The sequence below is a fragment of the Peribacillus frigoritolerans genome (genome assembly GCF_030676415.1).
In the GTDB taxonomy this organism is placed as follows: Bacteria; Bacillota; Bacilli; order Bacillales; family DSM-1321; genus Peribacillus; species Peribacillus frigoritolerans_A.
The window spans coordinates 25,713-39,343 of record NZ_JAUUTW010000005.1 but is presented as its reverse complement, the minus strand read 5'-3'; the positions used below and the strand labels follow the sequence as shown (position 1 = coordinate 39,343).

The following is a 13,631-nucleotide window of genomic DNA, read 5'->3' as shown; positions in this document are numbered from 1 at the left end:
TTTTCAAGAAAACTCCTGTGTCACCGGTTTCTTTTTCTTAACAGGCAGTTCTGCAAATATCATTCCCAAGAAAATGAATGCACAGCCGATGATAGAAGCGGAATTCAATTTTTCCCCTATCAATATGTATGAGGATAACGCAGCAAAAACCGGTTCCATTGAAAAGATCAGCGCCACTCTTGTAGGTGTCGTATAGGCTTGGAAGAAGGTTTGTGCGAAAAAGGCGAACGCCGTGGCCAGGGCTGCCGTAACCAATAAAGCAGTCCATACATCCTTCTGCATCATGACCTCTGAGCTGAAGATGACGGAATGATTCTCTTTGAAAATGAAGGCTGAAATAAATGATAATAAAGATACGGTGGAAACCTGAATCAGCGTCAACGGTAAAGCGGGAAGCGTCTTGGCATATCTAGCGGTAGTAATGATCTGCATGGCAAAACTGATTGCGCATAAAAATACCAGTAAATCACCGATATTCAAATTGGAGCGGTCAGCGAAAGTCATTAAATAAAGCCCGATGGTTGCGGCTGCTACACCTATTATAGTATTGCGGGAAAGCCTATGTTTTAAAAGCAGCAGGGAAAAAACAGGTACCATGACGACACTTAATCCTGTTATGAAGCCTGTCTTCGCAGGAGTTGTATAATTTAATCCGATCGTTTGAAGCCCATATCCTAGAAAAAGCCAAACTCCAATATGAAACCCAGCTATAAAAAGGCGCTTATTCCAAGTTTTCCCCTTTTTGTGTAAAGTCAATATATAAGGGATGAGCAAGAAAACGAAGGCCATGAAGAAACGGACGGCATTAAACGTGAAGGGGTCAAGAAAAGATAGGGCATTTTGGACCATGACAAAAGTGACGCCCCAGATGAATACAACGAATAATAATGAAAAATCAGCTGTCTTGTTCATGAATTTCCTCAGCCTTATTCAATCGAATGGCCCGTCTCGCCAACTCATCCGCGGACTTGTTTTCAAGATTTGGAATCCATTTAATGAAAAATAATTCAAGCTCATCGGAAAGCTTTAGCGCCCGTTCCAGCAATATGGCATACTTATTTTTTGCAAACCTTTTTTCAATGGCCTGGTTGATGGCTTGGGAGTCAGTCCGAAAAGAAACGATTTGATATTTATTGGCTACGCAAATTTCCAATGCTTTGATTAAAGCATGGTACTCCGCTTCATGGTTTTCCATATTTCCAAGCGGAAAGGAATGCCTCTCGACCACACCGTTATTATTTATGAAAACACCTGCGCCGCTCGGCCCTGGATTGCCCGCACTGGCACCATCAATATACACTTCAATCAAGATGTGCCCCTCCTCGAGTTTAACTGTTAATATGCTTTGATAAAAAAACGTTTCATATAAAATTAAGATTGAAACATGAGAATTTCAGGCTGATATGGGAACTATAATTAAAAAGAGTGATTCAAATGCTTACAATATATTATAAAGGGTATGACGAAAAAAAGGTATGAAAATTGTAAGCTGTTCTGCATGAATGGTGAATGGATAAGGAGCTGGAAATCTTTGAAGGTAATTATGCAATGGACATATCATGCTTCAAAAAAACCAACTGCCGATTTCGTTTCGGATTGGCTTGATGCCGGGACTGCACTGGTCATTACGGAAGATCTTGAAAAGGCAGGAAGGCTGAAGGAAGTGGAATTCAAGGATGAATTCGATACAACATGGACCAAGAAGGAGCTAAAGAAACTCCTGACGGAAGTTGAGGAAGAGCCGCAGGATGTGACAGTTTTTTTTGATGGCGGTTTTCAAAAAGATGAAAAGGTGGCAGGAATCGGTGTTGCCATTTATTATCGTCAAGGTAAGAAGTTCTGGCGGTTACGCACCAATGTGAAATTGGAGCAATTCGAATCCAATAATGAAGCGGAATATGCGGCCTTTCATGAAGCGGTCAGGCAGATGGACGAACTTGGAATCCACCATCAAAGCTGTGTCTTTAAAGGGGATTCTCTAGTTGTCTTAAATCAACTTTCAGGTGAATGGCCCTGTATGGAAGAAAACTTAAATAAATGGCTGGACCGCATTGAAGCGAAATTGGATAAATTAAAGATCATTCCGGTCTGCAAGCCAATTTCTCGAAAGGAAAACCAGGAAGCCGATCGCCTGGCAACTCTTGCACTGCAGGGAAAAGCCATTTTCAGCAAAATAGAAATTGATGGGTCAAAGGAGCCATAACAACAATGAACAGGAAAAAAATATATGAAGAAGTGGAAGATGTTCTCGCTTCATTTTGCCAAGATTGTTTTTTACGAAAGCATTTTCGAAAAGAGAAGGGGCGTACGTATGCCCATCAGTTCTGTATTTCAGAATGTACGGTTGGTGAAAAATTAAAACAGCTGGGCAATGAACTTGGTGAACGATCTTAAGTGCCCAAAAAGTGTGAGAGCAATGAAAATAGAAGAGGCAAACTGAATAATAAAGCGAACCCGCCTCTTACCATAACTGAAATTGATTTCCATCAGGCCATGCCGTTTTATAAGGGGATTGAGCAAAAGAAAAGCGATATGTTCAGTAAATTCAATCCAGGAATCCTGCTGGAGTTTGTAAGCCGATTAATGTCCACTTTGGTCGGAAAAGAAGCCATGCTTACCAATGGACGAATCGGGACGATCATCAGGATCAATCCATACGTTCCCCTTAAAGTTTTATTGAAAACCAGTACGGATCATTGATTTGTGAATGGAAAAAGATTGGCAAATCGAACGGATCATCGGTTAATGAAAAAGAGCCCGATTATAATAAATCGGGCTCTTCGTCATTCTGCTTTACCGAATTAAAATAGGTTTTCAGCATTACTTTATTTTCGCTGAAGTCTGCAATCGTATATTGATCAAGGACCTGAAGAAAAGCATCCAAGGCATTATTAAGGACAAATTTCAATGAACAAACGGGAGAAATCACACAGTTATCGTGATCTTTAAAACATTCCACTAGATAAAAATCTTCTTCGGTTCTCCGCACCAGTTCGCCTACATTTATTTCAGTGGGTGATTTTGCAAGCCGGAAACCGCCATTTCTTCCACGTATCGTCTCAATATAGCCTAATTTACCTAGATTATGAACAATCTTCATCAAATGATTTTTAGACAGTTGATATACTTCAGAAATCTCTTTAATATTTGATAATTTGCTTTGGTCGTGGGAAGCCAGGTAAATCAACACTCTAAGTGAGTAATCGGAATAACTCGTCAACCTCATGTTTATCGCCTCACATTCTATCCCCATTTGACTATATCATAAATGTGAACATTTTATAAACATGAAAACTTATTATTTGAAAAGATGTATGAAAAATATTGCTTTTAATGCATTTAAGTTCTAATATAAACATGTATTCAAAATACTTGTTTATGAAGAGGGGTTTACCTATGCTATCCCAGAAAACTATCGATGTTATCAAATCAACCGTACCTGTATTAGAAGTGCATGGTACAACTATCACAACTGTATTCTATAAAAATCTTTTCGAAGCACATCCTGAATTATTGAATGTTTTTAATCATGCCAATCAAAAAAAGGGGCGCCAGCAAAATGCACTTGCCAACACGGTTTTGGCAGCAGCTAAATATATAGATCAACTTGAAACGATAATACCTGCCGTGAAGCAAATAGCACAAAAACACAGAAGTCTTGCAGTTAAAGCCGAACATTATCCCATTGTTGGAGAATATCTATTAGGTGCAATCAAGGAAGTGTTACAAGATGCGGCTACAGAAGAGATTCTTCAAGCTTGGGGAGAGGCCTATGGAGTCATTGCCGATGTTTTCATTAGCATCGAAAAGGAAATGTACGACCAAGCTTCCAATCAGGTCGGCGGATGGTCTGATTTCAAACGATTCACAGTGGTGGAAAAAGTACGGGAAAGTGACGTGATCACTTCCTTTTATTTAAAGCCATCAAATGGAGATAAAGTTCCATTATTTCTTCCTGGACAATATATTACCGTTCGTATCGAGATACCGGGTGAACGCTATTTATTCAATCGTCAGTATAGTTTGTCTGATGTTCCGGGAAAAGATTACTTCCGGATTTCCGTTAAAAAAGAAAAGCCGGGAACTTCTCCTGATGGAAGGGTCTCTAACTACTTGCATGAATCCATTCAGATGGGTGACAGTATAGACGTAACGGCTCCTGCAGGTGATTTCACCATCGATTTGGAAAAACGAACACCGGCAGTATTCTTGAGCGGAGGCGTTGGCATAACGCCTTTCATGAGTATGGTCCATGCGGTAGCTGAACAAACACCTGAGCGTGATGTCCATTTCCTTCATGCGTCCGATAATGGCAATTTACAGCCGTTCAGAATGGAACTGACAGAACTGACGCACAAGCTTGCCAACTATCATTTATCCTTTGTCTTTAAAAATCCGAGTGAGGATGATAAGAACCTGCCGAATTTTGAAAAGGAAGGGTATATCGATAGGGAATTATTGAGCAGTTTTGTTAAACCTGAAGCTGATTATTATGTGTGTGGCCCTGTTCCTTTCATGAAGGCCATCATCACTTACCTGAAAGAGCTTGGGATAGATACGGATAAAATTCATTATGAGTTCTTCGGCCCAGCCATGGCGCTATAAGGTTCATTCTTCTTAGGAATGTTATTGACATCAAGGAGATAATTTTGCATACTATATTAAAACAATGAACGTTGAGAGAAGATTAGTATGCGAGAATCACTGTGACAGAGAGCGGCGTCAATTGCTGGAAGACCCGCGACAGGAAAGCGCAGAACCTGCTTCTTGAGTCCTATGCAAAACATAGGCGCAAATCCTGGCGTTATCAGGCAAAGTGGAATGCATGAACGTGCATTCAATGAAGGTGGTACCACGGAGAGCAGCCCTTTTCGTCCTTATTTCGAGGATGAAAAGGGCTTTTTTCATGTCTTAGATATTTATTTGGAGGAAGTAATCGATGGAAAAGAAACGTATCGTTGTAAAGATAGGAAGTAGTTCTTTGACCAACACACAAGGTGAAATCGACCAAGATAAATTTTCCGATCATATCCAGGCAGTGGCAGCATTAAGGAAAGCGGGACATGAAGTTGTCCTTGTTTCATCAGGTGCTGTAGCGACAGGTTTCCGGAAGCTTGGCTACCCTACGAGACCTGTCACTCTCAAAGGAAAACAAGCTGCTGCTGCTGTAGGGCAAAGCCTATTGATTCAATCATATATGGAACAATTAGGGCACTTTGGAATCGTTCCGGCGCAGATTTTATTAACAAGGAAAGATTTCTCGAAAAAAGATAGATATAAAAATGCATATGCGACATTGATGGAATTGCTTGAACGCGGCATCCTTCCGATTATAAATGAAAATGATACAGTATCGGTCGAGGAGTTGACTTTTGGGGATAATGATATGCTATCCGCCTTAGTAAGCGGACTAGTCCACGCCACCAACTTGATCATATTAACAGACATTAATGGGCTTTATGATTCCAATCCACAGACAAATCCAGGGGCCAAACGATTTGAAAAATTATCCGAAGTAACGGAGGATTTATTGCAAATGGCAGAAGGGGCAGGATCTAATGTCGGAACCGGGGGTATGAAATCGAAGCTGATTGCAGCGCAAACTGCATTGTCTCTTGGGGTGAAAGTATTCATCGGATCAGGTTTGGGGAGTGATAAACTTCTAACAATTCTTGAAGGCAATGGTGATGGTACGTATATTGGGAATGATGTCATGGCGACAGTAACGAAAAACAAACAATGGATATCCCTTCACTCACAAGTATCCGGGAAAATTTTCGTTGATGAAGGTGCTGAAAGGGCTTTAGTTTCAAATGGCAGCAGTCTGCTGCCAGCTGGAATTTATGAAATTAAAGGAGTCTTCAATAAGGGGGATGTTGTCGAAGTCTTTGGTGCAAATGGATTATTGGGGCGGGGTGAGGTCCTTTATTCCGACGAAGAATTAAAACAGGCGATGGGAAAGAGGACATCCGAGCTTGTGATCACTTCCATAGAAGTGATCCACCGCGATAAATGGGTGAAAGCATAAATAATCAATATCAGAGAAAGAAAAGGGGGCATTTGGAAATGAGTGAAGTGACGGCGAAAGGAAAGGCAGCCAAAAAAGCCAGTTATCAGCTAATCGGATTGACGACGGAAAAGAAGAATGAGGCACTTAGAAAAATTGCTAAACAACTTATTATCGATAAAGATTTTTTGATAAAAGAAAACCAAAAGGATCTGGAAGAAGGCAGGAAAAAAGGTATCAATGAGTCTATATTAGATCGAATTATGTTAAATGTTAACCGTATTGATGACATGGCAGCGGCCATTATGCTTTTAATCGATTTAAATGATCCGATTGGGGAACAATTGGAGACGATCGAAAAAGAGAATGGTTTATTGATTAAAAAGTTACGGGTGCCGATCGGGGTAATCGGGATGATTTATGAAGCCAGGCCGAACGTGACCATCGATGCAGCTACATTGTCATTGAAAACGGGGAATGCCGTCCTATTAAGAGGCAGCTCGTCAGCCAAATACTCCAATATGGCACTAGTCTCCTCCGTTCATAAGGCATTAGTGAATACGGAAATTCCTGTAGAAGCTGTTCAGTTGATCGAGGATACGAGTCGTGAAACTGCTAAGGAACTTTTTCATCTTAATGAATATTTAGATGTTTTGATTCCTCGCGGCGGAAAGAATTTAATTGAAACGGTCATTAAGGAGTCCACTGTTCCCGTCCTTGAAACAGGAGCAGGCAATTGCCATATTTTCATCGATCAGACCGCAGATATCACGATGGCCGAGAAAATTGTCTTAAATGGTAAAACTCAGCGTCCATCCGTATGCAATGCTATCGAGGGGCTTCTAATTCATGAAAAATGGTTTGAAGAAAATGGAGTGCGTATTTTGGAACTCCTGGACGAAAAGGGTATTGAAGTATATGGTGATGAAGCGGTTTGCAGCGCCTTTCCGAGAGCGAAAGCGGCTACGGAGGAAGATTGGTCAACGGAGTACCTGGCTTTAAAAATCAGCGTGAAAACTGTAAAAGGTGTATTCGATGCGATTGAACACATTAACCGATACGGTTCCAAGCATTCCGAAGCAATCCTAACGAGGGATGAACAAAACGCTTCCGCATTTTTGAATAAAGTAGACGCCGCAGCAGTTTATCACAATGCTTCCACCCGTTTTACCGACGGCTTTGAATTCGGTTATGGCGCAGAAATCGGCATTTCCACACAAAAGCTGCATGCACGTGGACCAATGGGTTTACCGGCCTTAACATCAAGCAAGTACTTCATTTACGGCCAGGGGCAAATCCGGGAATGAAATTCATTTCTTTCATGGAAGGTTAGTAAAACTCAATTAAGGGTATTGAATAATACAATACTTTTAAAGGAGCAGATACCATGGACAAGAGGTTTATTGCAATATATGAAAATGAAAATGAAGCGACTTCAGCAGTCGAAAATCTAAAGGAACAAGGATATACATCCGATCAAATATCAGTAGTGGCGAAAAACATCGATAAATTACCGAATGAAGCCGAGGAAGTCAGCCCGGCAAAGACGGATGGATTAGTGGCTGGGGCAGCAGCCGGCGGAGCTGTCGGATTGACAGGCCTGCTTATTGGAATGAGTGCATTAGCCGTACCAGGAATTGGCCCGATTTTGGCAGCAGGACCGATTTTCGCCACTTTTGGCGGAGCCGCAGCCGGGGCAGCATCGGGAGCAGGCGGATTGAGAAAGCCATTATTGGATATTGGACTGGAGGAAGCCGAAGTCGATCAATATGTAGAGGATATTAAAGCAGGGAAAATCCTTGTCATCGCCGATCCTTTTTAAGTTCGTAAGTAAAACCATCTTGAATGAACAGATTTACGAAGTTTGACAACTGTGCTCAATGCCCACAAAAACTTAAAATATTTATTGAAAACCCCGTTCAGGATCTCTTGAACGGGGTTAATATGTTTGTAGACTAATTTTATTGTCAGTAACTATAAAATCAAAAGGAATTACACATTTGTATGAAGAATAAAAGGAATATAGTCCCGTTAGCGAGAAAGGAAGGGGAGTTATGGAAAATAAAGTAGATGACGATGCCACTTTAAGATATTAAAGAGGATTTTATTCATGATTTTTTTCACCTTAAGGAACATTATACTGATGTTCAGGTTAAAAAGCGTATTCTAGTGATGAAAAGCAAGTTTTAATGAGATGACTTGAATGACTATTCTTTTTGTAGTATCAATCGAAATACCTATGCTGAAAAAACCCACGATAACAGGGTTTTTTATTTTTCAAAGTCATTTTAATATCTAAAATCTAAATAAAATGCAAAATTACTATTTTAGAAAGTCTCAATTGAAATTAAGGCATTACGGTTTTGACTGAAAACCTTTGCGGCATTCTTAGCTTACCCGATTATATCAAGTCATTGTATGACTAGGGCTAGAATAACAGGTTACTTGAGCTTATATCCAATAAACCAAAATGATTTTTCGTTGGAGGTGGGTGTTTTGATAAAGATAAAACTCGTTGTTCCTCGAAAAGGGTATATTACGGATGCTTTTGAAAGATTTGAGGAATTCAACAAGTTGGAAGAATCGGAAAACAATGATAACGGTTCAGTGAAGTTTGTATTAGAGGAGGTAGTTGAGGATGCCGATAAGATTGGGAAGTTAAAGCTTGATGCTGATGTAATCATCTCAAGGGGATTAATCACGAAACTTTTAAAAGAAAGCAATGAATTCATTCCTATCGTTGATATACCTGTACAAGGTATTGATCTCATTCGTTCCCTGTATGATTGCAAGGCACGATTTGGCAGTAAAAAAGTGGCCGTTATAGGTGCGTTAAATATGATTTATGGCGTGGAAAATCTTTCGGATATCGTTGATTTGCCAATTCAGTCCTATATATTAAATGATATCGAGTCCTCAGTCAGTTTAGTGGATTTAGCAGCCAGAGATGGCTGTGAGGTTGTGTTAAGTGGTTTAAGTACCTGTAAATATGCCGAAGAGATAGGGTTGGGGGCCATTCTGGTTGACACTGGAAAGGAATCATTTCGGCAGGCGTTGATTGAGGCGAAAAGAGTAGCTCTTGTCAGCAGAAGGGAACAGGAGAAGACCAAACGTTACCAAACGATTCTTAATTATGCCTATGAAGGGGTTATTGCTATAGATTTAAAAGGACAAATATCTGTATTTAATACGGCGGCTCAGGAGATATTATCCATTTCCAAGGGGAGCTTAATTGGAAATTCTATATACGCTATAATAAAGCCCGGGAAATTTCGTAATATGCTTTTAAGCGACGATGAATACGAAAAAGATACCGTTGCTTACCAATCCATTCAATTATCGGTAAAAAAGGTTGGGATATTTTTAAAAGGTAAAAAAGTGGGGGATATGGTCGCCTTTCAAGATGTTACACGCATTCAGGAGATGGAAGGGAAGTTCTTCAGAAAGCTTCATTCACGCGGACATGTGGCTAAGTATACATTTGATGATATATTGTATCGGAGTTCGGAAATCAAGAGGACGATTGAAACAGCTCAACATTATAGTGAAGTAGATTCAAACATTCTTATAATTGGAGAAACTGGAACGGGCAAGGAAATATTCGCCCAAAGCATACATAATCATAGCAACCGGAAAAATAACCCGTTTGTAGCCATTAATTGCGCAGCCCTGCCCGAAAATTTATTGGAAAGTGAGCTTTTCGGATATGCAGAAGGAGCTTTCACGGGAGCCATGAAAGGCGGAAAGCAAGGATTTTTTGAACTGGCCCATAGAGGTACGATTTTTTTAGATGAAATAGGAGAAATCTCCCCAAAAATGCAAAGCCGGCTGCTACGTGTCCTGCAAGAGCGGGAAATCATGCGCATCGGTGATGATAAAGTAATTCCGGTTGATGTGAGAATTGTGTCGGCAACGAACAAAGACCTCATGCAAATGGTAAAGAGTAATGACTTTCGGGAGGATCTGTATTATCGCTTGAGTGTACTGGACCTTGTATTGCCTCCACTTCGGGAACGCAGAGAAGATATTCCGTTATTGGTGAATGCTTTTATTCGGAAAGGTCATTCGGATCAAAAAAAAATCAAGATTACGGATACTGCCATGAAAAAGCTGAGTGAAGCGAATTGGGAAGGGAATATTCGCCAATTGCAAAATTTTTGTGAGCGATTATGCGCTCTTTATAAGAACAAATTAATTGATGTGTACGATATCGAAATGTATTTTCCGAATAGAAGTAAAAAGAAAATACTTCTGTCGGAACAAGACGAAGAGATGGATATGTCACCTGGGGTACATTTATCCGAGCGTGAAAGAATTGTTCAAACGTTAATAAAGGTGAATTTTAATAAAGGGAAAGCTGCTTTTGAGTTAGGGATGAGTCGCACGACTTTATGGAGAAAAATGAAAAACTTGAATATTGAAACAAATTGAAACGTAATGAAACTAATTCATTCATTTTGAAACAATTTGTTAACTTTATTTATGTCTTAATTTGAGAACTAATTGGCTTCTTACTTGAATAATTTGATGTTTTTTTATGTTGGCACAATAATTGTATATATAGAATGGAGTAGGAAATATTTTACCTGAAAGGTTAACATGAAAGGTTGGTGGGCATGTGTGTCATTTAGTGTATATTCCTCAAGATATTGAGAAAGAGGGGAAAAGTTATTTAGTAGAAAAAGGTTACAAGATTAAAGTAGGGTCTGATCTGTCGCAAGAAATTCTTATGGAAGAAATCAAGGGTTGTGATGCAGTACTAACGAGATCAACGGCTGTAATAAATAAAGAAGTTATTCAAGCAGCTGAAAACCTAAAAGTAATAGCTAAGTATGGAGTGGGATTGGACAATATTGATATCGAAGCTGCTACAGAGCGTGGCATTTATGTAACAAATACCCCAGAGGCAAATGCGAATTCTGTAGCTGAACATGTAATGGCATTAATTTTATCATTGTCCAAAAACTTAAGCTTGGCTGATAAAGAGCTGCGCAGCGGGAATTTTGCTATCCGTAATCAACTTTTTGGCATGGACTTGGAAGGCAAGACTTTGGGGATTATTGGACTAGGGAGAATCGGTAGAATACTGGCAAAAAAGGCTTCCAAAGGCTTCGATATGAAAGTAATTGGCTACGACCCCTATGTTACAGCCAGCACGAATTCGGAGTTGGAGATAGCAACAGATTTAGAAAGGGTATTCAGAAACTCTGATGTAATTAGTTTGCATCTGCCGTTAACGAAAACAACAAAAGGTATAATAGGAAGCCGTGAGTTTTCCTGGATGAAACCTTCCTCCTTTTTTGTAAACGCTTCCAGAGGCGGTGTGGTGAAGGAAAGTGATTTAGTGAATGCTTTGCAAGCGGGCGAGATTGCAGGTGCTGGAATAGACGTATTTGAAGTTGAACCTCCTGATAAATGGAATCCCCTTTTTAAATTGGAAAATGTGATTGTCAGCCCTCATAATGCGGCATTGACGAAGGAAGGTTCGACACGGATGGCTGTACATGCAGCAATGCAAGTGGAACAAGTTCTTACTGGCACGAAACCGAATTGGGCTGTAAATGAGCCCTTAATTAAAGGGGTGTCAATGTGATAATACAATTATAATTATCTGTTTTTTCAGAAAAATGAGGTTTGAATGGTTCAAGTTTGTCATTTGTTGATAAGGATGGTGAACAAATGAAGAAAATAATCTATGTGAATTCATCAACATTGCAGTAACTTTGGGAGTGAGTGCCGTTACAAGAAAAACTTCAATTGGGAGGAAGAAGATAATAAACAAGCTTCAGGAATGGAAAAACTCGTTAAATGATAGAGGGAATGAGTCCAATATTAATAGAATCATAAATTACTAGAACAATAACACGTACTTGAAAGCGGGAGGCTTGATTATGAAAGTCAGTGGAGGAAGAGCAATCGTAGAAGTAATGGCTAAAGAAGGGGTAAAAAAAGCTTTTTGTGTACCAGGTGAAAGTTATCTTAGTGTAATGGATGCACTATATCAACATCATGAAATAGAACTTATTTCCGCCAGGCATGAAGGAGGTGCCTCTTTTATGGCGGAAGGGTATGCCAAGGCTTCAGGAGAGGTAGGAGTTTGTATGGCAACGCGTGGAGTGGGTGCTACAAACTTAGCTATCGGCATTCATACTGCTGCTCAGGATTCAACCCCTTTGGTTGCACTTATTGGCCAAGTCGAACGCCCTTTTAAAGAAAAGGAAGCATTCCAGGAAGTGAATTTAACGGGTTGTTTCAGTCATTTATGTAAATGGACGGTGGAGATCGATCGTGTGGAAAGAATTCCGGAATTATTGCAACGGGCTTTCCATATTGCGCGATCGGGGCGTCCGGGCCCTGTATTAGTGGCTTTGCCGCATGACATGTTAGAAGATGAGGCAGAGTTGAATATAAATCCTTCTTATCGCTCACTTCCTCCCCAACCACATAAGGACGTTGTGAAGCAGGCGATGGATACGATACGAAACGCGGAGCGCCCCGTACTGATTGCTGGCGGAGGTGTGATTCATGCTAAGGCCAACAGGTTGCTTGTACAGTTTGTCGAGGCAATGAAACTCCCTGTCGTTACTGCTTTCCGTCGATTTGACGCGTTTCCGAACTCACATCCTTGCTATGCAGGATGGCTTGGGTTTGGGACACCGCAATATTTACTTGATGCAATCCGGGATGCCGATGTAGTTTTGGCATTAGGAACACGATTCTCTCAAGTAGGAACGCAAGATTACACCTTGCTTTCTAAAAATACAAAACTGATCCATGTGGATATTTGTCCCGATATTTTTGGTAAAGTGTATGCTCCTTCTCTTGCCATTGAAGCAGATGCCAAGAGCTTCTTGGAACAAACACTGCAAACGCCAGAATCCGAATCTTTTACTTCAAGCGAAGATCATTTGAAAGAATTGCACGATAAATATATGGAATTTTCTGAACCAAAGGCCGACTATACAGAAGATTTCGTGGATATGGACGGATTGATGCATGATCTTGCTGTCAGTCTGCCGAAGGATACCATCATTACAAATGATGCAGGCAACTTTTTTGGATGGCTATCCAGATATTATCGCTTTGAACAAGAAAACACATACGTAGGGCCAACGTCGGGTGCGATGGGATATGGACTGCCTGCTGCTATTGGGGCAAAGCTGGCGCAGCCTCACAAACATGTTGTTTCTATTTCAGGAGATGGCGGCTTTATGATGACTCTCCAAGAGATTGAAACTGCTGTACGGTATAAAATTCCGACCATATCAATTGTTGTGAACAACAATATTTACGGAACAATTCGTGTACATCAAGAAAGGCATTTTCCAAATCGGGTCGTTGGAACTGACTTGTCCAATCCTGATTTTGCCGAATTGGCCCGCTTATTTGGAGCACATGGTGAAAAGGTTGAAAAAAATAGTGATTTTGCGCCAGCTCTGCAAAGGGCTATTGCTTCTGGGCTGCCGGCTGTAATCGAAGTTGCAGTCAATCCAATGATTCTATCTGTAGGCCAAGACAAGAAGGAAGTACACGAAAAGCTAGTGTCAAACAATTAATTGCCGGCATGACCGCTTTGGTATTGTTGCATTGGAAGTTAGCAGGAACCAATAAAAGTAAGGTATTT

Annotated in this window: 13 protein-coding genes; 10 read left to right on the top strand and 3 right to left on the bottom strand. The window is 40.4% G+C overall.

The annotated features are described in order from the left end of the window. Window positions 1–3 precede the first annotated feature (3 nt). Window positions 4–912: a DMT family transporter gene (locus Q8G36_RS06745; RefSeq protein ID WP_305160031.1), complete on the bottom strand. Its 909-nt coding sequence runs from the start codon at window positions 910–912 to the stop codon at window positions 4–6. Further along, a complete protein-coding gene (locus tag Q8G36_RS06740; RefSeq protein ID WP_305160030.1) occupies window positions 896–1,309 on the bottom strand; it encodes a reverse transcriptase-like protein in 414 nt (137 codons plus the stop codon). Before Q8G36_RS06740 ends, Q8G36_RS06745 begins: the two co-directional genes overlap by 17 nt. A gap of 222 nt (window positions 1,310–1,531) precedes the next feature. Between Q8G36_RS06740 and Q8G36_RS06735 the strand changes: the two genes are divergently transcribed. Genes Q8G36_RS06735 through Q8G36_RS06725 form a run of 3 tightly spaced genes read left to right on the top strand, consistent with a single transcriptional unit; the run spans window position 1,532 to window position 2,700 of the window. Further along, the gene (locus Q8G36_RS06735; RefSeq protein WP_305160029.1) at window positions 1,532–2,203 is read left to right on the top strand and encodes a ribonuclease H family protein; all 672 of its coding nucleotides are present in this window, start codon (window positions 1,532–1,534) and stop codon (window positions 2,201–2,203) included. Between the two features lie 5 nt (window positions 2,204–2,208). Next, window positions 2,209–2,394: a zinc-finger domain-containing protein gene (locus tag Q8G36_RS06730; RefSeq protein WP_305160028.1), complete on the top strand. Its 186-nt coding sequence runs from the start codon at window positions 2,209–2,211 to the stop codon at window positions 2,392–2,394. Beyond that, complete coding sequence (locus Q8G36_RS06725; protein ID WP_305160027.1) at window positions 2,395–2,700, top strand: hypothetical protein; 306 nt, start codon at window positions 2,395–2,397, stop codon at window positions 2,698–2,700. Window positions 2,701–2,761: 61 nt separating this feature from the next. Here the strand turns inward: Q8G36_RS06725 and Q8G36_RS06720 are convergent, their stop codons facing one another. Continuing rightward, complete coding sequence (locus tag Q8G36_RS06720) at window positions 2,762–3,226, bottom strand: RrF2 family transcriptional regulator (RefSeq protein WP_305160026.1); 465 nt, start codon at window positions 3,224–3,226, stop codon at window positions 2,762–2,764. 170 nt (window positions 3,227–3,396) lie between these two features. On the opposite strand from Q8G36_RS06720, the gene hmpA reads away from it, so the two are divergent. From hmpA to Q8G36_RS06685, 7 genes are all read left to right on the top strand, one after another. Beyond that, the gene (gene hmpA, locus Q8G36_RS06715; protein ID WP_305160025.1) at window positions 3,397–4,605 is read left to right on the top strand and encodes an NO-inducible flavohemoprotein; all 1,209 of its coding nucleotides are present in this window, start codon (window positions 3,397–3,399) and stop codon (window positions 4,603–4,605) included. A 334-nt stretch (window positions 4,606–4,939) separates the two neighbouring features. Next, window positions 4,940–6,028: a glutamate 5-kinase gene (gene proB, locus Q8G36_RS06710; RefSeq protein ID WP_305160024.1), complete on the top strand. Its 1,089-nt coding sequence runs from the start codon at window positions 4,940–4,942 to the stop codon at window positions 6,026–6,028. A gap of 38 nt (window positions 6,029–6,066) precedes the next feature. Next, window positions 6,067–7,314, top strand: coding sequence for a glutamate-5-semialdehyde dehydrogenase (locus Q8G36_RS06705; RefSeq protein ID WP_305160023.1), 1,248 nt, complete (start codon window positions 6,067–6,069; stop codon window positions 7,312–7,314). 80 nt (window positions 7,315–7,394) lie between these two features. Continuing rightward, complete coding sequence (locus tag Q8G36_RS06700) at window positions 7,395–7,829, top strand: general stress protein (RefSeq protein ID WP_305160022.1); 435 nt, start codon at window positions 7,395–7,397, stop codon at window positions 7,827–7,829. A 674-nt stretch (window positions 7,830–8,503) separates the two neighbouring features. Continuing rightward, on the top strand, window positions 8,504–10,438 hold the full coding sequence (locus tag Q8G36_RS06695) for a sigma 54-interacting transcriptional regulator (protein WP_305160021.1): 1,935 nt from the start codon (window positions 8,504–8,506) through the stop codon (window positions 10,436–10,438). 187 nt (window positions 10,439–10,625) lie between these two features. Next, window positions 10,626–11,600 carry a hydroxyacid dehydrogenase gene (locus Q8G36_RS06690; RefSeq protein WP_305160020.1) on the top strand — a complete coding sequence of 325 codons (975 nt, stop codon included), beginning with the start codon at window positions 10,626–10,628 and terminating at the stop codon, window positions 11,598–11,600. A gap of 298 nt (window positions 11,601–11,898) precedes the next feature. Then, on the top strand, window positions 11,899–13,563 hold the full coding sequence (locus Q8G36_RS06685) for a thiamine pyrophosphate-dependent enzyme (RefSeq protein WP_305160019.1): 1,665 nt from the start codon (window positions 11,899–11,901) through the stop codon (window positions 13,561–13,563). Window positions 13,564–13,631: the final 68 nt, after the last annotated feature.